The organism is Actinomyces procaprae, assembly GCF_004798665.1.
Lineage (GTDB): Bacteria > Actinomycetota > Actinomycetes > Actinomycetales > Actinomycetaceae > Actinomyces > Actinomyces procaprae.
The window spans coordinates 263,471-287,351 of the sequence record NZ_CP039292.1 but is presented as its reverse complement, the minus strand read 5'-3'; the positions used below and the strand labels follow the sequence as shown (position 1 = coordinate 287,351).

14 protein-coding genes and 3 tRNA genes are annotated in these 23,881 nt (G+C 69.2%); 6 read left to right on the top strand and 11 right to left on the bottom strand.

All coding sequences use genetic code 11. From position 1 onward, the window contains the following. Window positions 1-901: 901 nt before the first annotated feature. Entirely contained in the window at window positions 902-3,811 is a 2,910-nt protein-coding gene (locus tag E4J16_RS15890) for a YhgE/Pip domain-containing protein (RefSeq protein WP_136313016.1), read from the bottom strand. 205 nt (window positions 3,812-4,016) lie between these two features. Here E4J16_RS15890 and E4J16_RS01165 point away from each other — a divergent pair, with 205 nt between their 5' ends. From E4J16_RS01165 to E4J16_RS01150, 4 genes are all read left to right on the top strand, one after another. Beyond that, entirely contained in the window at window positions 4,017-4,799 is a 783-nt protein-coding gene (locus E4J16_RS01165; protein ID WP_136313015.1) for a TetR/AcrR family transcriptional regulator, read from the top strand. A 428-nt stretch (window positions 4,800-5,227) separates the two neighbouring features. Beyond that, complete coding sequence (locus tag E4J16_RS01160) at window positions 5,228-6,634, top strand: MalY/PatB family protein (protein ID WP_136313014.1); 1,407 nt, start codon at window positions 5,228-5,230, stop codon at window positions 6,632-6,634. A 153-nt stretch (window positions 6,635-6,787) separates the two neighbouring features. After that, a complete protein-coding gene (locus E4J16_RS01155) occupies window positions 6,788-8,002 on the top strand; it encodes a PLP-dependent transferase (protein ID WP_136313013.1) in 1,215 nt (404 codons plus the stop codon). Window positions 8,003-8,209: 207 nt separating this feature from the next. Further along, a complete protein-coding gene (locus E4J16_RS01150) occupies window positions 8,210-9,469 on the top strand; it encodes an ATP-binding protein (protein ID WP_136194169.1) in 1,260 nt (419 codons plus the stop codon). Window positions 9,470-10,440: 971 nt separating this feature from the next. On the opposite strand, the gene E4J16_RS01145 is transcribed toward E4J16_RS01150, so the two are convergent. The 10 genes from E4J16_RS01145 to E4J16_RS01100 all read right to left on the bottom strand — a co-directional run bounded on the left by E4J16_RS01145 (window position 10,441) and on the right by E4J16_RS01100 (window position 21,312). Then, window positions 10,441-11,886, bottom strand: coding sequence for a GuaB1 family IMP dehydrogenase-related protein (locus E4J16_RS01145; protein ID WP_136313012.1), 1,446 nt, complete (start codon window positions 11,884-11,886; stop codon window positions 10,441-10,443). Between the two features lie 170 nt (window positions 11,887-12,056). Then, entirely contained in the window at window positions 12,057-12,788 is a 732-nt protein-coding gene (gene aqpZ, locus E4J16_RS01140; RefSeq protein ID WP_136313011.1) for an aquaporin Z, read from the bottom strand. Between the two features lie 195 nt (window positions 12,789-12,983). Further along, window positions 12,984-13,056: transfer RNA gene (locus E4J16_RS01135), tRNA-Arg, on the bottom strand. A gap of 163 nt (window positions 13,057-13,219) precedes the next feature. Beyond that, window positions 13,220-16,702: a S8 family serine peptidase gene (locus E4J16_RS01130; RefSeq protein WP_240038206.1), complete on the bottom strand. Its 3,483-nt coding sequence runs from the start codon at window positions 16,700-16,702 to the stop codon at window positions 13,220-13,222. Between the two features lie 291 nt (window positions 16,703-16,993). Next, window positions 16,994-17,083: transfer RNA gene (locus E4J16_RS01125), tRNA-Ser, on the bottom strand. 102 nt (window positions 17,084-17,185) lie between these two features. Next, window positions 17,186-17,274 (bottom strand) — tRNA-Ser (locus E4J16_RS01120). Between the two features lie 100 nt (window positions 17,275-17,374). Beyond that, window positions 17,375-18,727, bottom strand: coding sequence for an AGE family epimerase/isomerase (locus E4J16_RS01115; RefSeq protein WP_136313010.1), 1,353 nt, complete (start codon window positions 18,725-18,727; stop codon window positions 17,375-17,377). Window positions 18,728-18,823: 96 nt separating this feature from the next. Further along, window positions 18,824-19,423: a malonic semialdehyde reductase gene (locus tag E4J16_RS01110; protein WP_136194165.1), complete on the bottom strand. Its 600-nt coding sequence runs from the start codon at window positions 19,421-19,423 to the stop codon at window positions 18,824-18,826. Window positions 19,424-19,549: 126 nt separating this feature from the next. Continuing rightward, window positions 19,550-20,452 (bottom strand): hypothetical protein, encoded by a 903-nt coding sequence (locus E4J16_RS15465; RefSeq protein WP_240038205.1) that lies wholly within the window; start codon window positions 20,450-20,452, stop codon window positions 19,550-19,552. Window positions 20,453-20,619: 167 nt separating this feature from the next. Then, window positions 20,620-21,312, bottom strand: coding sequence for a hypothetical protein (locus E4J16_RS01100; protein WP_136313009.1), 693 nt, complete (start codon window positions 21,310-21,312; stop codon window positions 20,620-20,622). 338 nt (window positions 21,313-21,650) lie between these two features. Here E4J16_RS01100 and E4J16_RS01095 point away from each other — a divergent pair, with 338 nt between their 5' ends. Both E4J16_RS01095 and E4J16_RS01090 read left to right on the top strand, forming a co-directional pair. Beyond that, entirely contained in the window at window positions 21,651-21,905 is a 255-nt protein-coding gene (locus E4J16_RS01095) for a hypothetical protein (RefSeq protein ID WP_136313008.1), read from the top strand. Window positions 21,906-21,953: 48 nt separating this feature from the next. Further along, on the top strand, window positions 21,954-23,837 hold the full coding sequence (locus E4J16_RS01090; protein WP_136313007.1) for a DUF6571 family protein: 1,884 nt from the start codon (window positions 21,954-21,956) through the stop codon (window positions 23,835-23,837). Window positions 23,838-23,881 lie beyond the last annotated feature (44 nt).

The window sequence follows — 23,881 nt, the reverse complement described above, 5'->3', positions numbered from 1 at the left end:
GGGTGTGTGGGGCTGGGGGTTTGTGTGTTGACGCGGCGGTTCGTACTTTCGCGTGAGGGTTCGTATGTTCTGGTCGGCGATTCGTACTTTCTTGCGACGGTTCGTACGGTAGGGGTACGTAGCGTCGTCAGAAGTGCCGAATCGTTGGTGCAAAGTGCCGAACCGTCAGGCGAAGTGCCGAACCGTCATCCGGGGCGCGCGGGCGAACGCGCCAGGCCCGCACCCCGAGCGCTCACGCCTGCGCCCGGGGCCTGTCGAGTAGGGCACCAAGACCGCCACCGTGCGCCGTCAATGGCGGCAGTCCCGGTCCAGCGCCCAGATGATCTCAACGGCCTCGACGAATCAGCGCAAGCCAGCACCGCCCACCGACAACGGCCTCACCAACCCGGCAACGACCACCCCCACCGCAGCCCCGACCCCAACCACCACACCCACAAACCGGAAGAGCCTTATTACCGCCGAGGTCGGTCAACGCTACGCACCGAGGTCGGTAGTTGTTACGCACCGAGATCGGTATGCACCGCCTGCTGCCCACCTACCCGGCACACGCGCCCAGCCTCAAACACGGGTAAATCACCGAAAACCCAATCCGGCTCTTCCGGTTTGAGGGCGTGGCGGTTCCGGTTCGAGCTGGGTGCCGTAAGAACATGGCGTTCGGGTCGGTGGGGTCGTTCTCGACCGGCGCAGGTTGCCCTCGGGCAGGCGACGTCCTCGAACAACTCCACCGCCCGGCCCCGGACCTCCTCTACGTGCCCGCGGGCTTGGCAGCCGGCGTCTCGCCGGGCGAAGGACCCGATGAGCCTGCCGGCCCACCCACTCGCTACGCGGCCCACCCACTCCGACCCCACCCCAACGAGTCCCACCCCGGCGTCGACGCTGCGCACCCCGCCGGGCGCCGCTCTTACGCCGCAGTGGGCGCCAGGGCGTTGTCGGCCGGCAGCGGCCTCGGGCCGCGGCGCAGCCGGGCACCCAGCAGGATGAATGCCCAGGCCGCCAGCGCCCACACCGCCAGCACCACCAGCGTCCGCAGGTAGATCCCATCCACCCCGCCACCGGCGATCAGCCGCCGGAACGCCAGTTGGGTGTAGCTCATCGGCAGATAGGGGTGGATCCACTGGAAGAACCGCGGCGTGGTCTCGATCGGGAAGCTCGCGCCCATGGAGGTGATCTGCAAACTCAGCAGGATGATCGAGACGAACCGGCCCCGGAAGGCGAGCGTGGCGACGCAGGCCTGATTGATGGCGACGAATGTCAGCGAGGCTGCGATGGCCATGGCGCACAGGCCCAGCAGGTTGGCGGCGCGGATCTCCCCCGCGGCGTTCACCGCAACCATCATGACCACGGCCTGGGTGACGGCCAGCAGGGCCGCCGTCGTGGCGGGCCGGATCGCCGCGGCGTACCAGCGCTCACCGTGGTCACGCTTGTCCAGGGCGGGCAGCACCAGGAACAGGGCAATGGCGCCGACCCACAGTGCCAGGCTCATGAACATGGGAGTGAAGCCGGCGCCGTTGTTGGCGACGGGATTCTCGCGCACCGCATCCACGTTGGCGGCATCCGCGGCCACGTCGGTCATCGTCTGGCGCTGGGCCGCGGTGTAGTCGGGAATCCGGTCGACGCCGTCCTCCAGGCCCTCGCTGAGGGTGGTGGCGCCGTCGGCCAGGTTGGAGGAGCCGTCCTTCAGCTGTCCCAGGCCCTCGCTGAGGGTGGTGGCGCCGTCGGCCAGCGTCGAGGACCCCGAGTAGGCCGTGCCCAGGCCGCCGGACAGGTTGTCGGCACCTACGGAGGCGGCGTTGGCGCCGGCGGACAGGCGGGCCACGCCGTCGGCCAGGGTCTGGGAGGATGTGGCGGCGGTGGAGGCGCCGGCGGATAGTGTGTCGAGGCCGCCGGACAGGGCGGCGGCGCCGGAGCGCAAGCTCTGGGCGCCGGAGTTCACGGAGTCGGCCCCGGCGGCAAGCTGCGCGGCGCCTGCGGACAGGCTCGACGCGCCGGCGGTCAGGGTATTCAGGCCGGTAGACAGGTCGTCGGAGCCGGTGGCGACCTGGCCGGCGCCTCCGCTGACGGTGTCCGCGCCGGCGGAAAGTGCGTCGCCCTGGGCGGACAGGGCCGCCAGCACCCCGGTGAGGGTGGCGTCGGCGCCGGTGGAGGCGTTGTACACATCGCCGGCCTCCCCCAGGCCCCCGGCCAGCGCGGCCGCGCCGGAGGCCAGCTGCTGCGCCCCGGAGGCGACGTCTCCGACCGAGCTCTTCAGGCTGCTGGCGCCGCTCGAGAGCTGCGCGGCCCCTGTGGCGACCTGGCCGACGGCGCCGCTCACACTCGCACTGGATGCGGCCAGGGCGTTGAGGCCTCCGAGCACGGTGCCGGACTCGGCGGTGTCCTCTCTGGTTCCGAGCCCGCCGGCGGCCTGGGCGATAGCCTGGCAGGTCGCGTCCGTTTCACCATGGTCGCTCACGCACTGCTGGTAGGCGCCGGCGAGGGCGTCGGCGACCCGGCCGGCGCCGGCCTGGGCGGTGGACACACCGCCGGTGTAGTCGTTGACGGCGCCGTACAGGGTCTGCTGCCCGGCCGTTGCCGAGTCGGTCGCCGTGCCGATCCCGCTGACGGCGGCCTGGGCGCCCGCAGCCAGGTCGTTCGCGGCGCCGTAGAGCGTCTCCTGCCCGGCGCTGTAGGAGTCGGTCGCGGTGCCGACACTCGTGGACATCTGGCCGGCCCCCTGCGAGACCTGCTCAGCGCCGGGGTCGATCCGGTCCTTGAGGGTCGTGTAGGCCTGCTCGACGCCGTCGACGTAGTCGGTCACGCCGGAGGAGAGCGTGGAGGCGCCCGTGGACAGGTTTGACGCTCCCGCCGCGAGGGTGCTCGCACCGGAGGCGGCCGACGCCGCACCGGTAGACACCCGCCGGGCGCCGGAGTCGACCGTGGCGGCGCCCGTTGCAAGCGTTGAGGTGCCGTCGGCCAGGGTGTCCGCGCCGGCGGACAGCGTGCCGGCTCCGGAGGCCGCGGAGGCTGCGCCGGCGGACAGTCGGGCCACGCCGTCGGCCAGTTGCTGGGAGCCGGATGCGGCGGTGGAAGTGGAGGAGGCGAGGGCGGTCAGCCCGTCGGTGAGGGTGACGGCGCCGGAGGCCAGCTCACTCATGCCGACGGTGAGGGTGGTGGCCCCGTCGGCCAGCCGGTCGGCGCCGTCGGCGGCCTCGGTGGTGCCCGATTCGAGGGTGGCGGCGCCGGAGGCCAGGGCGGTGGCGCCGTCGGAGGCCTCTACGAGTCCCTCGCGGATGGTGGAGACGCTCAGCAGCAGGGTGGACAGGACGCGTTCGGCGCCCTGCTGCTCCAGGCGGTTGGACAGCTCGGAGGCGACGGTGGCGGCCATGGTGCCGGCCAGGTAGTTGATGCCGTCGTCGGTGACGAGCCTGAGCTCCTGGGTGACGGCGTCGGAGGGGTCGGCGGAGCCGACGCGGGAGGCGATCTGGGAGAAGTCGGCCGGTATGTAGAGGATGGCGCGGACCTTCTGCGTGTTCATGTCCGCCTCGGCGGTGGCGGCGTCCATCTGCTCCCAGGTGAAGCCGACCTTCTCATTGCCGTCGGGGTGGGTGAGGGCGTCGGTGAGGTCGGCGCCGAGGTTGAAGGTCTCGGTCTGCCCGTCGGCGAGGGTGGCCGTGTAGGCGGTGTCCTCGTTGACGACGGCGGCCTTGATGTCGCCGAGCCTGTTGGTGGGGTTCTGGTACGCCAGCGTCAGCAGGCCGGCGTACAGCAGCGGGACTATGGATACTGCCAGTACCACGACCAGGTTGGCGATGCGCGAACCGCTGAGCCTCTTCATTTTCAGTTGCCTCCCCTGAGTTCCGCCAACCGACGATACATACCTGTATCGAAGTCTTCAATACACATCTGTATCATGCGGGTCTGGCAGCAATCCGCACGACACCCCAACAACTCCCGGGCGGACGCCGAGAACAGCCCGGACGCCACCACCACGAATGTCGTGAATGACACAGCGCGCCGGGAGGTGACATGATGAGCCGGACATGAGCACGAACAGGGAACAGGCGGAGGAGCTGATCGAGGCGGCCGGCGCACGCCTGTCCGCCCGCCGGGCCGCAGTGCGGCGGCTGATCGGCGTCGCCCCGTCCGAGCGCCGCGCCCAGACGCAGGCGCTGTTGCTGGCCGCGGGCCGGGAGCTGATTGCCAACAAGGGCATCGGCGGAACCTCCGTGGGCGACATCTGCTCCCGGGCCGGCTTCACCCGCGGCGCCTTCTACTCCAACTTCACCGACATGGACCACTTCGTGCAGCGCCTGGCCGAGGAGCAATGGGCCTCCATCATCGAGTTCGTGGACGCCTCGGTCGCCGGGGCGGTACCGAGCACTCCCGACGGATCCGCCCCGGAGACCGACGCCGAACTCGCCGCCGGGCTGGCGGAGCTCGCCTCCAGGCTGCTCGGGGCGATGCCGATCTCCCGGGAGGTCTTCCTCCTTCAGCACGAGTTCGCCGCCTATATCGCACGCACGCGGGACGACGCCGGAGCCGCACCCCTGCGCGAGAGCTACGCCGTCTTCAGACGGCACCTGGTCGGGGTACTCGTGGAGGGGCTGGCGTCGATCGGCCGCGAGTGCCTGCTCAGCCCCGAGGACACCACCGAGCTCATCATGGCCGCCGCGGTGCGCTCCATGCGCATGGCGCTGTCCGACGGGCTCGACGACGCCGGAGCACATGCGGAGATCCCGGACCTGACCGCCTTCCTGGGGCGGACTCTCCCCACGCTGCTGGCCCGCCTGTCGACGCCGGTCGTCCACTCCGGTGACGCCTAGACGCATGGCGCCGTGAGCCGCCCCCCACCCCACAAGACCCACCCACGCCCCCACACGGGAGATCGCATACCGGCCGCTCTTGACACACCCGGCGCCTGCGGCATTAACCTCAGCCCATGATCGCTTCGACGCTCACGACTCGTACCCCGCTGGTGCGCGCCGGAAGCGTGCGTCGAATGCAGATGCGCTGACAGCGCCAGCCGTCGCTGTTCACACGAGTAACGGTCAGAGTCCGAGCCGCCCACGGGCGCTCGTCGCACTCCGCAGCCGTCGGTTACGTCGGCCCGCGTTCAAACCCCCAGTAGTCCTCAGTTCGCTGCCGCCACGCCCACCCCTCGCCGAGATCGGTAGTAATAACCACCGAGATCGGTAGAACTTACGTACCGAGATCGGTTGATATGGCGGCCCCAAGTCTTCCAGGAAGCACCATGACCACCCTCGCCCCCGCCGTCGTCACAGACGCCGGCACCGCATACGATCCGAATCACCCACCCACTCAAGACCGCCGACACCCGTCCCCGGCCGGCCCCCCGGCACCGGCGGCCGACCCTGCCGCAGGCATTGCCGCATTGCCGGAAACCACCAACGGCTCGCCTGCGCCCGTTGCCGCAGACCTCGCGCCGCACGCCCCCACCTCCCCCTTCGACGTGGTCCACGACCGCAACGGCACCGCCAGCCTCAAGTGGGACTTCGCCGCGCAGCGGGGCCGCCCCGAGACCGCCCTGCCGCTGTGGGTGGCCGACATGGACCACACCACCGCCCCCTGCGTCACCAACGCCCTGCTGTGGCGGGTGCGGCACGGCATCTTCGGCTACAGCGAGCCCGACGCCGCGTACGACGCCACCCTGGCCGCCTGGTTCGCCCGCCGCTACGACTGGCGCATCGACCCGGCCTGGAATGTGGTGACCCCCGGGGTCGTGCCCGCACTGGCGACGGCGGTGCGCGCCTTCACCGAGCCGGGCGACGCCGTCGTCATTGAGGAGCCCGTCTACTACCCGTTCCGGGAGGTGGTCGAGCAGCAGGGGCGCGTGGTGGCCCCGGCCCCGCTGGTGCGGGGAGCCGACGGCGTCTACCGGCGCGACCTGGACGCACTGGAGGCCGTGCTCGCGCGCACCGGCGCCCACCTGCTGCTCCTGTGCAACCCGCACAACCCGGTGGGCCGGGTGTGGTCGCGCGCCGAGTTGACCGGGCTGGCCAAGGTCGTCGAGCGCCACAACGTGCTCGTGGTCTCCGACGAGGTGCACGCCGACCTCGCCCTGCCCGGGCACCGCACCACCCCCTTCGCCACGGTCACCGCCGACGCCGTGGCCCGCACCATCACCTGCACCTCGCCGTCGAAGTCCTTCAACCTGGCCGGACTGCAGGTGGCCAATATCTTCATTTCCGACGCCGACCTGCGCGACCGCTTCCGAGCGTCTCTCGGCGCCGTCGGCTATTCCCAGCCCAATGTACTGGGGCTGACGGCCTGCCAGGCGGCGTACAAGTCCGGCGACGCCTGGCTCGACGCCCTGCGCGAGCACATTGATGATGCGCGCCGGCACGTGATCCGGCGCCTGGAGCGGGTGCCCGGCATTGAGGTCTCCCCGGGCGAGGGCACCTACCTGCTGTGGCTGGACTGCACCGGATTGCTGGAGGCCACGGGCCTGGCGGCGGAGGAGCTGGACGGCTTCATCACCGATCAGGCCGGGCTTTGGCTCGACGACGGCGCCCTGTTCGGCACCGGCGGCGCCGGCTTCACCAGGCTGAACGTCGCCTGCCCGCGGGCGACCCTGGACGAGGCGCTGGATCGCCTGGAGATCGCCGTGCACGTCCTGCTCGCCCGACGTGCGGCCTGACCCGCGCCCGCCCCTCACCGAGATCGGGTAGAAGTTACGTGCCGAGGTCGGTAGTTGTTACGTGCCGAGGTCGGTCGATAAGGCTCGCTGAGACCGGCACGAGCACCGCATCCAAACCGGTCATCCCCCCACACACACAGCCAGAAAGCACTCATGAGCATTAGCGAATCTGCCGTCGCCGTCGCCGCCCCCGCCGTCGACCACTCCGGGTGTCGCACCGCACCGATCCAGCACCACCCCACGTGGTCGGAGACGCCCAGCCCCTGGCGACTCGACACCGTGCTGGCGCACGTGGGCACCGCCACCGACCCGGCCACCGGCGCCATCACGACGCCGATTCACCTGTCGACGGCGTTCGGGCACCCGGGCCTGGGGGCATCCACCGGCTACGACTACACGCGCACGGCCTCCCCCACCCGCGACGTCCTGCAGGACGCCCTGGCCCGACTCGACGGCGGGACGGCGGCCTTCGCGCTCGCCTCCGGGATGGCGGCCGTGCAGCTGACCGTGACCACGTTGGCACCGTTCGCTTCCCGGATCGTAGCCTTGGAGGACCTGTATGGAGGCAGCTACCGGTACCTGAAGTGCCTGGCCGACGACGGCGCCTACGAGGTGGACTTCGTCGTCGGGGAGACCGGGCTGCGGGAGGCGCTGCAACGACCGGCCGCGCTGGTGCTGATTGAGACCCCCACCAACCCGATGATGACCGAGCTGGACATTGCGCGGGTGGCCGACTGGGCGCATGCGGCGGGGGCACTGCTGGCGGTGGACAACACCTTCTACACGCCGGTGATCTGCCGCCCGCTGGAGTTGGGGGCGGACGTGGCCGTGTACTCGGCCACGAAGTACCTGGCCGGGCACAACGACGTCATGGCGGGCGCCGTCGTCGTCTCCGACCCATCCCTGGGCGAGCGCCTCCAGTATCATTTGAACACGACTGGGGCGACGCTGAGCCCCTTCGACGCGTTCCTGCTGCTGCGCGGGCTGAAGACGCTGTCCCTGCGCATGGAGCGGCATGAGGCCAATGCCCGGAAGGTGGCCGAGTTCCTGCGCGTCGACGCGAGAGTGACGCGGGTGCTGTATCCGGGACGTTCCGGCATGGTGTCATTCGAGCTGGCCGACGGCGTCGACGTGGCCGCATTCCTGGACGCGGTGGACGTGTTCACCTTCGCCGAGTCACTGGGTGGTGTGGAGTCTCTGGTGACCTGTCCGAGCGTGCAGACGCATGCGGACGTGCCGCCGGCCACGCGAGCCGCTTACGGGCTGACCGACCGCCTGCTGCGGCTGAGCGTTGGCATTGAGGACGCCGAGGACCTACTCGCCGATCTGCGCCGCGCCCTGGATCGGGCGGGCGCGACGCCGGCATAACTACCGACCTCGGCACGTAAGATCTACCGACCTCGGCACGTAAGATCTACCGACCTCGGTACGGAACTAATGTCGCGCGCTCTGCCTGTGGCCGCCGACTGACGCAACAGATTCCGTCCAACTGACGCAACAGATCCCGTCCAAGTCGCGCAGTCACGTAGGCTAGCGGCAGAAACATGCGGGTTTCGGAAGCTGGAGGAACAAGGCATGCGCTACCTGCCACGACTCGCGGACAATCTGCTCGGCGAAGCGCTAACGATCAGCGGCGCGGTGCAGGTCAGGGGGCCGAAGTGGTGCGGCAAAACCGCGACCTCATTACAACAGGCCCGCAGCGTCGTCTACCTTCAGGATCCTGACCGCAGTCGCTCCTACCTCGCGCTCGCGGATGCAAAGCCCTCCGCACTGCTGGAAGGGGATACACCGCGACTCATTGACGAGTGGCAGATGGCGCCGCAGCTGTGGGATGCGATCCGCTTCGCCGTCGACCGTCGTGGCGAGCCGGGGCAGTTCATACTCACCGGCTCATCCACTCCGACTGTACGGGGGATGCACTCCGGCGTTGGGAGGATCACCTCCCTAGTCATGCGGACCATGACGCTCTTCGAGTCGGAGGAGTCAACTGGGCAGGTATCCTTGAAAGCGCTTTTCGACGGCGAAAGCGAGATCGCCGGCGTCGCCGCGCTTGATGTGGAAGACATGGCGCGGGTGCTCTGCCGCGGCGGCTGGCCGGCCGCCGTCACCGCAGGAACAGCGACGCCGTCCGGGCGCCTGGCTAGGAACTACGTTGAGGGATTGGTCGACTCCGATGTAGCGCGCATGGATGGTGTTGCCCGGAACGCCACCCGCATGCGTGCACTCATGCGCGCCTATGCGCGTCATATCTCCACCCAGGCCTCGCAGGCCACAATCGCCGCCGATCTCGCAGTTGATGAAGCCTCCATGGCGCCCAACACGGTAAGCGACTATCTCGATGCGTTGTCGCGCGCGTACGTGATTGAGGATCTGCCCGCATGGAACCCCGCGCTACGGTCGAAGACCGCGATAAGAACCAGCCCGACACGTCACTTCGTGGACCCTTCGATCGGTGCTGCCGTCATGCGCTGGACGCCGGCGGACCTGTTGCGTGACTTCGAAGCCTTCGGGCTGCAGTTCGAATCGCTGTGTGTGCGCGATCTAAGGGTCTACGCCGAGGCCAATGACGGGGCACTCTTCCACTACCGCGACAAGACCGGCCTGGAGGCGGACGCCGTCATCGTCCTCGCCGACGGACGGTGGGCGCCGGTAGAGGTAAAGCTCGGTTCCGCGCAGCTTGACGACGCGGCTGCCCACCTGCGTCGCTTGCGGGATCGCGTGGACCCGGACCGAATGGGCGAGCCCTCATTCCTTGCGGTGATCACCGCTGGTGCCACCGCCTACCGCCGCGATGACGGCGTCTTCGTCATCCCCCTGGCCTGCCTGCGCAACTGACACAGCAACACTCGGCTATTCCGGTTGCTCTACTTGACGCGTGTTATCAGCAGGCCCTGCTTCGGGCGGCCGCGGCCCGCAGGCGCCGGAAGCCACCAGCTCGTCTACAGCCCCTCACCGCTGGTCCACGGGCCGTCGATGCGACGAGATGGGGCTGGCATCCAATGCCGTGCGGCGCAGGCAGCGCGGCAAGCGGGCCGCGTAGTCGACGCTGTGGGTTACGAATCGCCCGAAAGCGCGGTCGCTCGGCACGACGACGGAGGCCGTCTTCAGGCACATTAGGTCCGGTTGTGTGAGTGCTCGGGTGGCGCTGCGCGGCCGGGCGTCTGTGTGCGTGGCCGTAAAGCATGCCAGTTGGACCCCTGTCCCCCCGTTGGACCGCCCTAGCCACCGTTTACAGCGGTCCAACGGGAAGTGAGCGGTCCAACCAGGGCGGCACAAGACCCACTCTCCCCTCCCACTGCCGACATCCGGGCCCCCAACACCGCGGAAGCGCCGTGGGCGCCTGACTGCGCACAACGACCCTCGCTGAGCACACAGGCCCGCACGCCCGGAGGCACCCGCGTCGGCAAGCCGGCTCCGGGAAGACACCCCCCCAACAGCGCGAGCGTGCTCACGAAGGCGACTCTGCGTCCTCGACGGGCGCACGCATGCCACTCAAGCTGGGGCCCCGTAGCCACCAGATGCGACCGGCTCGCCATCCGCTACCAGACCACCACCCACATAGCCAGCACCACCACAAACCACTCACACAACACGACCTAGGCACGTCCCCGGACCGACGGCGCTAGTTTCCGCCGCCGCGCTGCCCGGGCCCACCGGCATAACTACCGACCTCGGCACGTAAGATCTACCGACCTCGGCACGTAACAACTACCGACCTCGGCACGTAACAACTACCGACCTCGGCACGTAAGATCTACCGACCTCGGTACGTAAGATCTACCGATCTCGGCGAGGGGAGGGGGCGGTTACCAGCTGACCGGTACCGGGGCGCCTTCGCGGTAGCCGGAGGCGGACTGGATGCCCACGATCGCCCGCTCGCGGAACTCCGGGATGGAGCCGGCGCCGGCGTAGGTGAAGGAGCTGCGCACGCCCGCCACGATGGAGTCGATCAGGTCCTCCACACCGGGGCGCTCGGGGCTGAGGTACATGCGGCCGGCGCTGATGCCCTCCTCGAACAGCCCCTTGCGGGCGCGATCGAAGGCGTCCTCCCCCTCAGTGCGGTCCGCCACCGCGCGGGCCGAGGCCATGCCGAAGCTCTCCTTGTAGGCGCGCCCGTCGGCGTCGTACTGAATGTCGCCCGGGGACTCGTGGGTGCCGGCGAACCAGGAGCCGATCATCACGTTGGCGGCTCCCGCCGCGAGCGCCAGGGCGACGTCGCGCGGGTGGCGCACCCCGCCGTCGGCCCACACGTGCGCGCCCAGCCTCGCCGCCTCCCGGCTGCACTCCAGGACGGCGGAGAACTGGGGGCGGCCGACGCCGGTCTGCATGCGGGTGGTGCACATGGCGCCCGGGCCGACCCCCACCTTGACGATGGAGGCGCCGGCGTCGACCAGGTCGCGCACGCCGGCGGCGGTGACCACGTTGCCAGCGACGATCGGGAAGGCGTCGGGCAGGGCGGCGCGCACGGCCCGGACCACCTCCACCATGCGGTCCTGGTGCCCGTGAGCGGTGTCGACGACGATCACGTCCACCCCGGCGCCTGCGAGTTCGGCCGCGCGGCGGGCCGGGTCCCCGTTCATGCCGATGGCGGCACCCACACGCAACCGGCCGGCGGCGTCGACGGCGGGCCGGTAGATGGTGGAGCGCACGGCCCCGGAGCGGGTGAGCAGGCCCACCAGGCCGCCGTCGACCCCCACCACCGGCGCCAGGTTGCGGCGGGCGGCCTTGAGCCGGTCGAAGGCCTCGCGCGGGTCGATCCCCTCCGGCAGGGTGACCAGTTCGGTGCTCATCACCCGCCGCACCTGGGTGAAGCGGTCGACGCCGCTCACGTCGCGCATGTCCACCATGCCGATGGGGGCGCTGGTGTCCGGATCGATGACGACGGCGGCGCCGTGGGCGCGCTTGGGGATCAGGCCGAGGGCGTAGCCGCAGGTGTGGTGCGGCTTGACCGTCACCGGGGTGTCGTAGACCGGGTGGGAGGCCTTGACCTGGGCGACCGTGTCGATGACGACGTCGGCGGGAATGTCCTGCGGGATGATGGCGATGCCTCCGCGTCGGGCGACGGTTTCCGCCATGCGCTTGCCGGCGACGGCGGTCATGTTGGACACCACCAGCGGGATGGTGGTGCCGCTGGCGTCGTCGGTGGTCAGGTCCACGCCGGTGCGCGATCCCACGGCGGAGCGGGAGGGGACCATGAATACGTCGTCGTACGTGAGGTCGAAGGTGGGCGCCATGCCGTTGAGGAACTTCACCGAGTAAGCGTACGGCGCAGTCGGCCCGGGTGCGGGCTTGCAGGATGGCGAACGGCCCCTCACCGCCGCCGCATCAGTAGCGACGAGGGGTGAGGAGCCGTTCACTGCGTCGGCCGGTCCGGCCGGGGCGTCAGCCGCGCGTGCCGGGGTGCCGGCCGCGGGGCGTGGGCTCAGGCGTTCTGCTCGGGGTCCTTGCCGAGCAGGAAGGCGTAGCTGAAGCCGGCGATCGCAGCGCCCAGGAGCGGAGCGACGATGAACAGCCACAGCTGGCCGGGAGCACCGTTGCCGGCCTCGAAGGCGACGGCGATGGAGCGGGCCGGGTTGACGGAGGCGTTGGTCACCGGGATGGAGACCAGCAGGATGAGCGTCAGGGTGGAGCCGATGGCCAGCGGGGCGAAGCCCTTGGGGGCGCGGGAGTCGGTGGAGCCGAGGATGACGATCAGGAAGATGGCGGTCATGACCAGCTCGCAGATGAAGCCGGCGGCCAGGCCGTAGCCGTGCGGGGAGTGCTCGCCGTAACCGTTGGCGGCGAAGCCGTTGGCGGCCACGTCGAAGCTGTCGGAGCCGGAGGCGATGGCGTACAGGACGCCGCCGCCCACGAGGCCGGCCACCACCTGGATGCACCAGTAGGGCAGGACGTCCTTCCAGGAGAAGCGGCCGGCGACGGCCAGGCCGAGGGTGACGGCGGGGTTGAAGTGGCCGCCGGAGATGGCGCCGACGGCGTAGGCCATGGTGGTCACAGCCAGGCCGAAGGCGAGGGCCACGCCGAGGTAGCCGATGCCGACGGGGAAGTCGGAGTCGGTGATGGCGGTGGCGGCGAGGACGGCGGAGCCGCAGCCGGCGCAGACGAGCCAGAAGGTGCCGAGGAACTCGGCGCCGAGGCGCTTGGACAGGGGAGCCATGAGGGCCTTTCGTAGTTGTACAGGTATCCGTGTAACTGGGACGGGAGCCGGGCATGGGCCTGGTTGATGCGGCTTCCCGACGGCGTCTCCGGTCGCGGTGCCGCCAAGCGGTCCGCTGCGGTCGACGCCGCATGCCCGTGAGGGCATGGAAAACGCCCCGCATCACCGACTATTCAGCCGATGGCGGGGCGTCGGTGCGCCAGAAGGGACTCGAACCCCCAACCTTCTGATCCGTAGTCAGATGCTCTATCCATTGAGCTACTGGCGCAATCCGGTTCGGACAATCCGGAACATTACTCGGCGAACCGCCACCCCACAAATCGAGAGGCCGTGAGGCTTCGCACAGCTGCGGCCTGCGGGGGTCTCACGGCCGGGCCGGCTGCGGCCGGGCCGGTCCTCCCGCCCCGGCCGCAGCCGCGCGTCGTCCGCCCCTAGATGCGGTGGTGGCGGCGCAGCCAGAGCATGGCGGCCCCGACGACCACGAGGGCCAGCGCCACCAGCCCGAGGGCCGTGTACGCGCCGGTGCGCGCCAGCGACTGCTCGGTGACGGCGCCCGCCGCGGCTGAGCCCGCCTGGGCGCCCGGGGAGGCCTGCGCTCCGGACCCCGACGACGGCGCGGCGGCGGAGCCCGTCGGGGCGACCGCACCGGGGTGCGTGCCGCTCGGGCCGGCGGTCGGGTCCGCGGAGCCGGTCGGGTCGGTGGTGGGCTGCGCGGCGGGGTCCGCAGCGGCCTTCTCCCCGGCTACGCGCAGCTCGGCGACGCTGACGCCGTCGGTCTGCCCGGACCGGGTGTTGACCGCGTCCACGCGCACGTACCGCGCGCGCACCGCCTGGTTGAGTTCCAGGACGGTGGGGGCCCACCGGGACGGGTCGACCTCCACCGTGCCGACCGACTCCCAGTTGTCCCCGTCTGCGGACACGGAGACGGTCAGGCCCGTGGCGTGGGCGTCGGTGGTGGCCTGGTCGGGCGTGTAGTGGACCTTGGTCACGTCGTGGACGTCACCGAGGTCGAGCACATAGCCGGCCTCGGCGGTGCCGGCGGCGGCAGTGGTGAAGATGTTGTCATCCGCGATGGCCGCGGCCCCGTCGGGCGAGGTGACCGTCATGGAGGACTGGGGCAGGTAGCCGTCGGTCTTCCAGTCGATGGAGATCTCCGGAGAGGCCCAGGTGGCCCAGTCGGTGGCCGCGGAGCCGTCACCGCCGATCGGGCACACGCGCACGGTCAGCTGGTAGTCGCCGGTGGGGGCCTGCTGGATGTTGCCGTCGGCGTCGTAGTAGCCGCCGGACCAGAGGAAGGCGGGGTTCTGCCCGCGCACACGCCACTGCGCGTCATAGGCGGCCGGGCCGAGGTAGGAGACGGTGCCGTCGTTGTAGACCCGGGACACCTCGAGCACGGCGCCGCGGAAGGGGATCAGCGGCTCGATGAGCACGGCCGGCAGGTCCTCGTAGGCGCCCTCACTGGTGCGGGTGGAGTCGCCGAACACGTACCGGCCGGTGTTCACCGGCTTGACGTCCATGTCGACGATTGCGGTGGCATCGCCGAAGACCTGCCCGGCGGCGAGGTTTCCGGCCACCCCGGAGTAGGGGATGCGAATGGTGTCGGCCTCTGCGTCGCCGTCGGGGGTGAGCTCCAGCCAGCCGCCGTAGAGGTCGCCGTCGGCGGCGTCGGCGGGCGCCGTGATGGTGACCGTGAGGGTCGCCGACCCGCCGGCGGGCACAGTGACGGTGGTGCCGTCGGTGGAGACGGTGGCCGGCGTGGAGGTGCCCTGCTCGGGCGCGGAGGACGGGCCCGTGACGGTGACGGCATCGGTGTGCGACAGGGAGTAGGTCACGTCCGCGTCGGCACGGTTGGTCAGGGTGACCTCCTGGGTGTTTCCGTCGGGGTGGTGCTCGGACTCGCCGAGGTTGAGGACGGAGGCGCTGACCGAGGTGGTGGCGCCGATGGCGGCGTCGACGTCGATCAGTCCGGCACCCTGGTGGGCGACGGGCTCAAGCAGGGCGGCGTCGTCGGCCCCGGACCATGCCACCGGGATGGCGGTGGACCGCAGCCGCCAGGCGACCTCGTCGACCGGTCCGGTGCCGGAGGCCTGCTGGATCTCCGGGTGCGCCTGCAGGATGAGGGCCACCGCGCCGGCCAGGTAGGGGGAGGACATGGAGGTGCCGGAGGCGGAGCGGTAGCCGCCCTCCTCCAGCGGCCAGGTGGACCAGATGTAGCCGCCGGGGGCGACGACGTCGGGCTTGAGTCCGAGGTCGGTGTTCAGTCCCCAGGCGGAGAACGCGGAGACCTTGCCGCCGGTGGCGATGTTGAACTCTGCGGGCTCCTCCGCGAAGGTCAGCTCGGAGTCCTCGGCGAGGGCGGCACGGATGGCGTCCCCAGAGGCCTGGTCGATGGCGACGGCGGGGATGGAGACGACGCTGCCGTCGCTGCCGACCAGGCTGACGCCGAGCTGCCCGGGGGCGGAGTTGTCGAAGACGGCGCCGACCGCGCCGGCCGCCTGGGCGTTGGCGGCCTTGGTGTAGAAGTCGCAGCCGCCGCGGCGCACCAGCACGATCTTCCCGGAGAACGCGTCCGCGGCCGCGGGCTGGCACAGCAGCGAGGGGTCGGTGGCCTCGTCTCCACCGTCCGCCTCGAGGTCTCCGGAGGCGACCAGGGGGTAGTGGGTGTCGTCGTCGCGCTGGACGGAGGCCGTTGAGCCCTCGGCGTTGGCGTAGAGGAACTGCTCACTGGTGCCTGCGGAGGAAACGGTCAGGTAGTGGCCGAGCGCGATGGTGTTGTCGAGGCTGCCGGCCGCGAGCACGTGCGTGGCGGCTGCCGGGGCGCCCATGGTCCATACTCCGGACTCGCCGGCGTTGCCCTGGGATGCGGTGATGATGACTCCGCGGGCCGCGAGGGCCTCGGCGGAGGCGGTGATGGGGTAGTCGGTGACCAGCATGTAGTCGGCACTGATGGACAGGTTGATGACGTCCATGCCGTCGGCGGCGGCGCGCTGCATGGCGGCGGCCATGACCTCGGCGTCGGAGCTGCCCTGGCAGCCGAAGACCCGGTAGGCGCCGATCTCGGCGTCGGGGGCGACGCCGGTGACCTCCTCGGTGCCGGCCTCGCCGGATGCGGCGGCGATGCCGGCGACGTGCGTGCCGTGGCCGGCGCAGTCGTCGGGGTAGGCGTCGGGTACGGGCTTGTAGGCGGCCTGCACGTCCTGTGCGGCCACGGTCGGGTCGCCGTATGCGTCTCCGACGAAGTCGTATCCGGTGGTGACCTTGGTATTGGGGAAGTCGGTGGAGCCGTCGCCCTCGGTGGTCTCGGCGCCGGCGTTCCCGGTGCCGCCGAGTTCGGTGTGGTCGTAGTCGACGCCGGAGTCGATGACGCCGATCTTGATGCCCTCCCCGGTGTAGCCGAGCTCGGAGTGAGCCAGGTCCGCTCCGGTCAGGTCCAGTGCCGTGGTCATCTGCGGAGTGAGCAGCCCCTCGGACTGCTCCTCCTCGCTGCGGGAGTCGCCGGTGGACTCCTCGGCGGGCTCGGGGATGCGGACGACGGGCTGGATGGAGACGACCTCGTCCAGCTCGGCCAGGGATTCGATGGCGTCGTCGTCGATGGACAGGGCGACGCCGTTCCACAGGTCCCCGTATGCGGTGGTGACCTCGGCGTCGATGCCGGCGGCGCGGATGGCTGCCGCAAGCTGGTCCTGCTCGGCGGCGACGGCGGTCGCGTCACCCCCGGCGGCGACGGCGGGTGAGGCGAGCTCGACGAACCAGCGGTTCTCGATGGCCTCGGCACCACTGCCGTCGGGCAGGGTGATGTCACGGGTGATCTTGGCGCTTACGGCGTCCGTGTCGGGGACGGCCGGTATTGCGGGATTCGCGGCGAGGGAGCCGCTGCCCGCGGGGGCGGCGGCGGCCGGGGCGAGGAGGGTCACGGCCGCGAGCACCGTCGCAGCCAGGGTGAGCGGGCGGCGCGCCAGGCGCGCAGGGCGTTGGTCAGGGTGTCGTACGGGTTGTACGGATCGCTGGTGGCGCACTGTTCTTCTTCCTGAGGTCGGGAGCGCGAACGCGTTTCGGAACCAGAGCAGTAGGCTCCACACGCCACGTTATCCAACCGAGACTCCGTGGGTGAAGCCCTCAGCGAAGAAGGACCATGTGGATCATGTCACCCCACCCCTGCGCCCAAGCCGGGGGACTCACGGCCTTTTCGTTGGAATTCCAACGTGTGGCGGAGATGGGGAGATTCGAACTCCCGAGGGGTTTTATCCCCAACCTTCTTAGCAGGAAGGCGCACTAGGCCACTATGCGACATCTCCAGTTGCCGGATCGGCGCGACGAGCCTACCCCAGCTCACGAGGCGAGGCAACGACCGCCGTCGGCCCCCGCTCGGGGCGCCGTCGACGGCCCGTCACCGCCCGTGGCGGAGAGGGAGGGATTCGAACCCCCGGTGCGCCAGGCGCACAGCGGTTTTCAAGACCGCCACATTCGGCCACTCTGTCACCTCTCCGGGCGCGAAGGCGCAAGCGCCTCCGGCAGGCCACACATGCTAGCACCCGACGCCGCGGCCGATGCCACCGTCCAACCAGTGCCGCACCTCACGTCGCCGCTCAGCCGCGGCCGAACAGGCCACGACGGCGGGGCTGGGCGCGCGGCGGCTCGGGCGCGGGCCGGGAGGGATCATCCAGCAGGCCCTCGCTCAGCGCCTGCCCGAGCGTGGGCCACACGGGCACGCGGGCGGCCAGTGTCATCTGCAGCGCGTGGTAGATGTCCGGGTGGCCCTCCCAGGTGCGCGTGGACGCCTCATTGCTCCGGCTCAGCTCGTGGGTCCAGGCGCCCGGGGACTCAATGAGGTACTCCTCCGCGTAGTCGATCCAGGAGCGGTAGCAGTGCTCATAGTGCTCGACGTCGATCTCTCCGCGGCCGTCGTCGAGCAGCGCCTGCCGGATGGCGGCGGCGGCTGAGACGCCCTCGCAGACCACCCAGTGCATGCGCTCGTGGACGATCGGGCGGCCGTCGAAATCGGTGGTGTAGACGAAGCCGGGACCGCCGTCCACCCGCCAGCCGTCGGCACGGGCCTGGTCGAACAGCTGCTCGGCGGCGTCCAGCATCCAGCCGGGTGTGGGCAGGGAGCGCGCCACGAGGGCGGCGCGGGCCTGGACGGTCAGCCGCGACCACTCCAGGCCGTGGCCGGGGGTGACGCCGTAGGGGCGGAATGGGTGCGCCGGGGCGTCGCGGTTGTAGTCGAGCCGCGGCTTCCACCTGGTGTCGTAGTGCTCGGGCACGCGCCAGCCGTGGGCACGGGCCTGGACGTTGACGAAGTAGTCAATGATCTGGACGGCGCGGGTGAGCCAGGTGATGTCCCCGGTGACGTCGGCGGTGGCGAGGTAGGCCTCGGCCGTGTGCATGGCGGCGTTCATGCCGCGGTAGTCCTCCGGCCCGGTGAAGTCCGCGGCGTAGGACTCCACCGGCAGCCCGTAGGTGTCATCCCACCAGTAGCGGTTCTGGACGTCCATGGCGTCACGCAGCAGCTCGTGTGCGCCGGGCCGGTTGGCGGCGGTGGCGGCGGTGGCGGCCAGCAGCACGAAGGCGTGCTGGTAGCAGTCCTTGCGTGCGGCGGCGTCCACGGGTATGCCGTGCCCGTCGGCGTCGAGCTCGTGGCGGACGGCGCAGTGCCAGCCGCCGTGCTCGTGATCACGCAGGACTCTGCTCAGGGCGCGCACGCCGTGGTCGGCATAGCGGCGGCAGCCGGGGATGCCCAGTAGGGCCCCCAGGGAGAAGGCGAAGGTCATGCGGCCGGTGATCCACAGCTCCACGGGACGGGTGGTGTCGACGACGCCGTCGGCCCCAATCCAGCCGAAGCCGGCAGGCACCTTGGCGGAGCGCGCATAGCGCAGCAGGGCGTGCGTCTCCTCGGCGAGCCAGCGGTTGTGCTCGGGAGCACCGAACCATCCCAGTCCCATGAGTCCTCCTCGACCCGTTGTCGCGGCCAGGCCCTGTTGGGTCCGGGCCACCCCGAACGTTAGCAGGGGCGGCCGGCTCACGGCAGTCGGTGACGGTCAGAGCACCCGGGAGACGGCGTCGAAGTCGTGGCGGGCCGCGCGCGGGTGGAAGGCATCGGCGTCACCATGCCCCACGCAGACGACGGCGACCGTCTGCCAGGGGCGGTCGGCGTGGAACTCGGCGTCGATTCCGGCCAGGTCGGCACCGGTCATGACGCCGACGTCGAGCCCTTCGGCACGCAGGGCGAGCACCAGGTAGCCGAGCTGGATCAGCGCGGAGTCCCGGGCGATTCCCTGACGCATCTCCAGGGATCCGGCCAGGCGTCGAAGCATCTCCTCCGAGGTGCCGAGCTCCCGCATTGACTTGTCCAGGGCGAGGTCGGCGGAGACGATCAGCACCAGGGGCGCGCCGAGCACCGGCGCCTGATTCATTCCGGCCATAAGCGGTGCGAGGCGTTGGCGGGACTCCGGCGAGGAGAGCAGATCCAGACGCATGGGCTGGGAGTTGAGCGCGGTGGGCGCCCAGCGGGCATTGTCGTAGGCGCGCCGCACCTGCTCGATCGGTGCGGGCTCGTCGTGGAAGGAGCGGGCCGTGCGGGCGTTGGTGAAGAGGACTGCGAGCGCGTCGTCGGAAACGGCGGTGTCATGACTGCTCATACCGGCCGCAACCGGCGTGGTGCGGGGATTATTCCGGGACGCCGCGTTCCCGGCGACACCCCCGGCGTCTCGACGACGCGGCCGCTCCCCCACATGGCCGGAACGCGCGGACCGCGGCCCTGAGTGTCATGGCCGCTTGGTGGGCAAGGTGTTCAGGGCCTGGATCTCAGCCACCGGGATGGTGGTGGTTGTGGAGGTGGTGTGGGTGTCCATGGTTCCGGTGGCGCCGTCGGTAGCGGAGTAGGTGATCGCGTAGTTCACCTTCACATCCACCGGGGTCACACTGTCCTTGAAGTGCGCGCTGGACCGGTTGAAGATGATCTTGCAGTCGGTGCCCTTGGCGTCGTTCTCCTCAGTCCAGGGGATGCCGAAGCCAGTGCACTTGGCGGTGCCGTCCTTGGGCTGGAGCGTCAACCACTTCGCGGTGGCGGTGACTGTGGCAGTGGTGGCCCCCGCCGTGGCGGTCACGGTCACTTCCTTCGGGGTGTCGCCGGTGGCCCACACCCAGGTATCCATACCCACAATCGTGGCCCGCATGCTGCCGTAACTCGGGTTGTAGCCGATCGTGGCGGTCGGGATCGTCACCGCATCCCACGCCGCCTGCGCCAGGGTGGCCCCGTCGATCACCGGGGCCGGGGCCGCCTGGCCCGCGGGCACATACACCGGGCCGTTCGATGTGAACTGTCCGAACAGCTTCTGGAACTCCATCGGGTCATCACCGTTGTAGTACTCCCAGTCACACCACGGCCTGTACCAGTAGCCCTCGGTGTCCTCAGCGTACGAGCCATAGTCGGGGTACATGCCCTTGATGATTCCGTCATTCTCCGGCCGACCGCCGTGAACCGAGGCCTCCTTCGTGGCCTGACCCGAATCAAGCCACTCAGCGACCTCCGCACCCGTCCTGTCCTGCTCATACCAGCACACCGGATGCACACTCGCCGTCACCGCCTGCGACGACACCACACCACCGCCAGAGCTGGAGCCGTCCGCCGCAGCCGACACATACTCCGCAGACACCGAAATCTGCACCGAACCATCCCCACCCGACGAAACTGAGCCAGAAGACGAACCCGAACCGGCATGGACGTCTTGCATCTCTTTTGCCCAAGCATCCGGGACAATACCGGCCAACACGACAAGGAATAACAGCGCGACGTAAGCAATTGCCAGCAATCGAATCCTGAAGCCCATCATTTTCACACCACACATTCGTTTACAGTCAGAGTCGTCTCATCCGATTCCTTCCAAGCCCCATCCTCGTAAACCATGGTAATAACCGTCTCATAACGGCCTTGGAGGGTCTCCGGATTACTGATATCGTTTCCGTTCGCATCATAGGAGACGAGATCCGATTGATCGCCGCAGATCGCGATCTGTGCCCGCGCATAGGCAACAGCGGTAACCGCCTTGACTGAAACTCTGACTGTCCCATCGGTATGTCCATCGCCGAGTTCCTCCAAGCCGTTCTTGAGTCTCCGGTATGCCTCAGCGGTCATGAGTGGTTCGGCGTTCTCTGCGCCGGTGCGGGTGAACCAGATGTTCCAGGTGACCTGGTCGTAGTTGATGAAGGCCTTGAGTACCTCTGTCTGCAGCTCATCCAGATCCTCGGGGATAGAGGTAACCACGTACCGGTCGGTGGACAGCGACTCCACGGTCACCACACCAGCCGCTTCCGCCGAGGCCGCAGCAGATGCGGACGCCTCAGCCGCTGCGGCCGACTCCGAGGCCTTGGCCGAGGCCATCGCCTCCGGGTCAAAAGTGCCGATGCCCAGGGGGTTGTCGTCGGAGCCAGACGAGCACGCCACCAGCGGCGCACAGGCCAGCAGCAGCGCCACCGCACCTGCGGTAGCACGGCGCAGCCCGGGTGAACCAGTCGGGAAACGAGCCATAAGCAACTCCTCGGGGTAAGAGCCCGCTATCAGGACGTTACATAGTCTCACACGACACCAGGTCACACGCAAGCAACAGCAACTGCCAGGACTGCCGGACATACGAGAAGCGGTGCCAACGTCAGCCACGCGTGACAGCCGCACCCAACGCCCTCGCCCCGCAGTCGTCCACCAGCGCCCACCTTCCGCTGGGGCCACCCTGGCGCTGGCGGACGACTACCGACCAGTCTTCTTGTGACGGGAACGTTATGTTTAGGGTAAGCTGACTCCATCGTTACCGGGGCGCCCGGGCGCCCACACACCTTCCCAGACCACCACCAGCGAGAACCGAGGCCCTGATGCCGCCCTCCCCCACCTACGACGCCGACGACGATGCCGATGCCGCCGTCGGCGAGGACATCCCCATGGTGCCCAACCGCAAGCTGGAGGCGATCCAGGCAGTCATGGAGTACGCGCAGGGCTCGCGACTCCGCCTGGACAGCTGGGAGCCCACCCCCACCACGGGCACCACCACCCAGTACAGCGACACCTTCGACGCCGGGCAGGAGAGGGTGCCCGAGGGCTCCGCCCTGGCCAGGTGGCCCAACACCTGACCCCCTGCCCCCCCCCTGAACCAACCGCAAAGCACGGAGCCGGCCCCCATGGCCTTCATCAAGATCGACACCGACAAGATGCAAACGGTCGTCGAGAACCTCGAGGACCGCGCCGCAGCGATCGACTACGAGCGCAACGCCATCAACCACACCAGCAACTACTACCACGACCCGGTGCCATCCGTCGTCGACGCAACCGACGCAGGACCACGCCCAGGACCCCTGGCACAGTCCGCCTACAACACCGGCTCAGTCGAGACCGCCAAGGCAGAGGCGGCCGAGCTGCAGGAGGCCCTGGAGAACGGCATCTCCACCCAAGGCCGCACCCCCGAGGAAATCCTCAACCAGATCGACAAGCACCGCGACATCCCCACCTACGGGGCGGCGTTCGTCGGTGAGTTCTCCGCTGAAGAGTACTTGCAGCTCGTCTACACGCTAGACGGTCATTATCAGGTCGACTACGAGGGGGATGACGGTGGTGAGCGCCTCACCAAGTCGTTGGAGACTCTCGCGCACATCCTGGCCGCCGCCAGCCAGGATCAGGTCGGTGGGGCGGACCTCGCTGCCGACTTCGCAAACGCAGTCGATCCGGCGGTCATTCAGCCGCAGCTTGAGAACCCGATGACGGCACTCAATGCGCTGTTGTCGGTGTCCAGGACGGCGTACGGTACCGGGTTCCTCGCTACGCTCGCAGACAACCTTGAAGACATCGAGCCGTCCTCGGTCCCCTTCGCCGGTGCGCCGCCGTTCGTGAATGGAGAGTTCTATACGGCGGACCCGTTGGCCGGCGTGCTGACCGCCATGGGTTCCAATTCTGAGGCCTCCTTGAACTATCTCACCATTGATGGCGCTAATGACGCCGAGATCAAGAAGCGCTGGGAGATGCTCAGGCAACGTGACTGGGACTACCACGGCGGTTCAGGGCTCGACGGGTTGAGTGCGGCCACGGCCGCGGCGTCCGCCTACCGGGGAGCCGACGGCGACCCGAACGCGCCAGCCGATGCGGCCGGGCGCGCCACCTGGATGACCGCGCAGGCCATCCCCTTCTTCGTCGATCATGTCGAGGAAGCCGATTTCACCGCCACCATGAAGCAGAACCTCGCCGTCCTGCTCGGCAATAGCCCCAAGGAGCTCGCCGGCCTGGCCAACGGCGGATCCCTGGAAATCAATCAGCACTATGGTCTGTCCGGTATGGTGACCGACGCACAGTTCGAGACCCTGCTGTACCGCGTCATTGATGATGCGAACGCCGCCGGCACTCTGGCCGCTGCCATGGGTCAGTACCACCGCGGTCAAATCGACTCCGACATGCCCACGGTCACAGACCCCGAAGAGACGCTGACCGGACAGTACAAGAAGGCCGCCGCAACCATGGGCTACCTTGATGGCATTGCCGAGTTGCGCGCAGGCGACAACAGCGCCGCACAGGCCAACGCCAAGTCCAATATGGGAACCGCACTGAGCGTGTTCTCCACCGTCCTGGGTACCGGAGTCAGCGCCGTGACCGGGGGCACCGGCCTGGCGGTCGCCGGACCGCTGCTGTACAGCACCGGCTCCACCGTAACCAGACCCATCATCGTCAACCAGCTAACCAAAGACTGGAACACTCCGGACACTGTCGATGAGGCCGACATCGACACGGTACTGCGAGCCCAAGCCTATGTTGCTGCCGCACAGTACGGCCTGCTCAGCGACGCCGCCATGGAAGCGGCCGCCACCGGCAACAACGGACGGTCCTTCTCCTTCTACACCGAAGTCAACGGACAACCCACCATCACCGCCCCCGACCCCATGACCCCACAAGCAGCCCAGGACTACATGACCTGGCAAGAACTACTCACCGACCCCACCATGGACAACCTTGATGTCAATATCGAAGCGGGCGATCACACAGGCCGCAAACAGGGCCAGGGCGCAGAGATCATCAAATGATAGGGGCACGCAGTAGGGGTGTCGGCTTGATGAGGAGCTTTCTT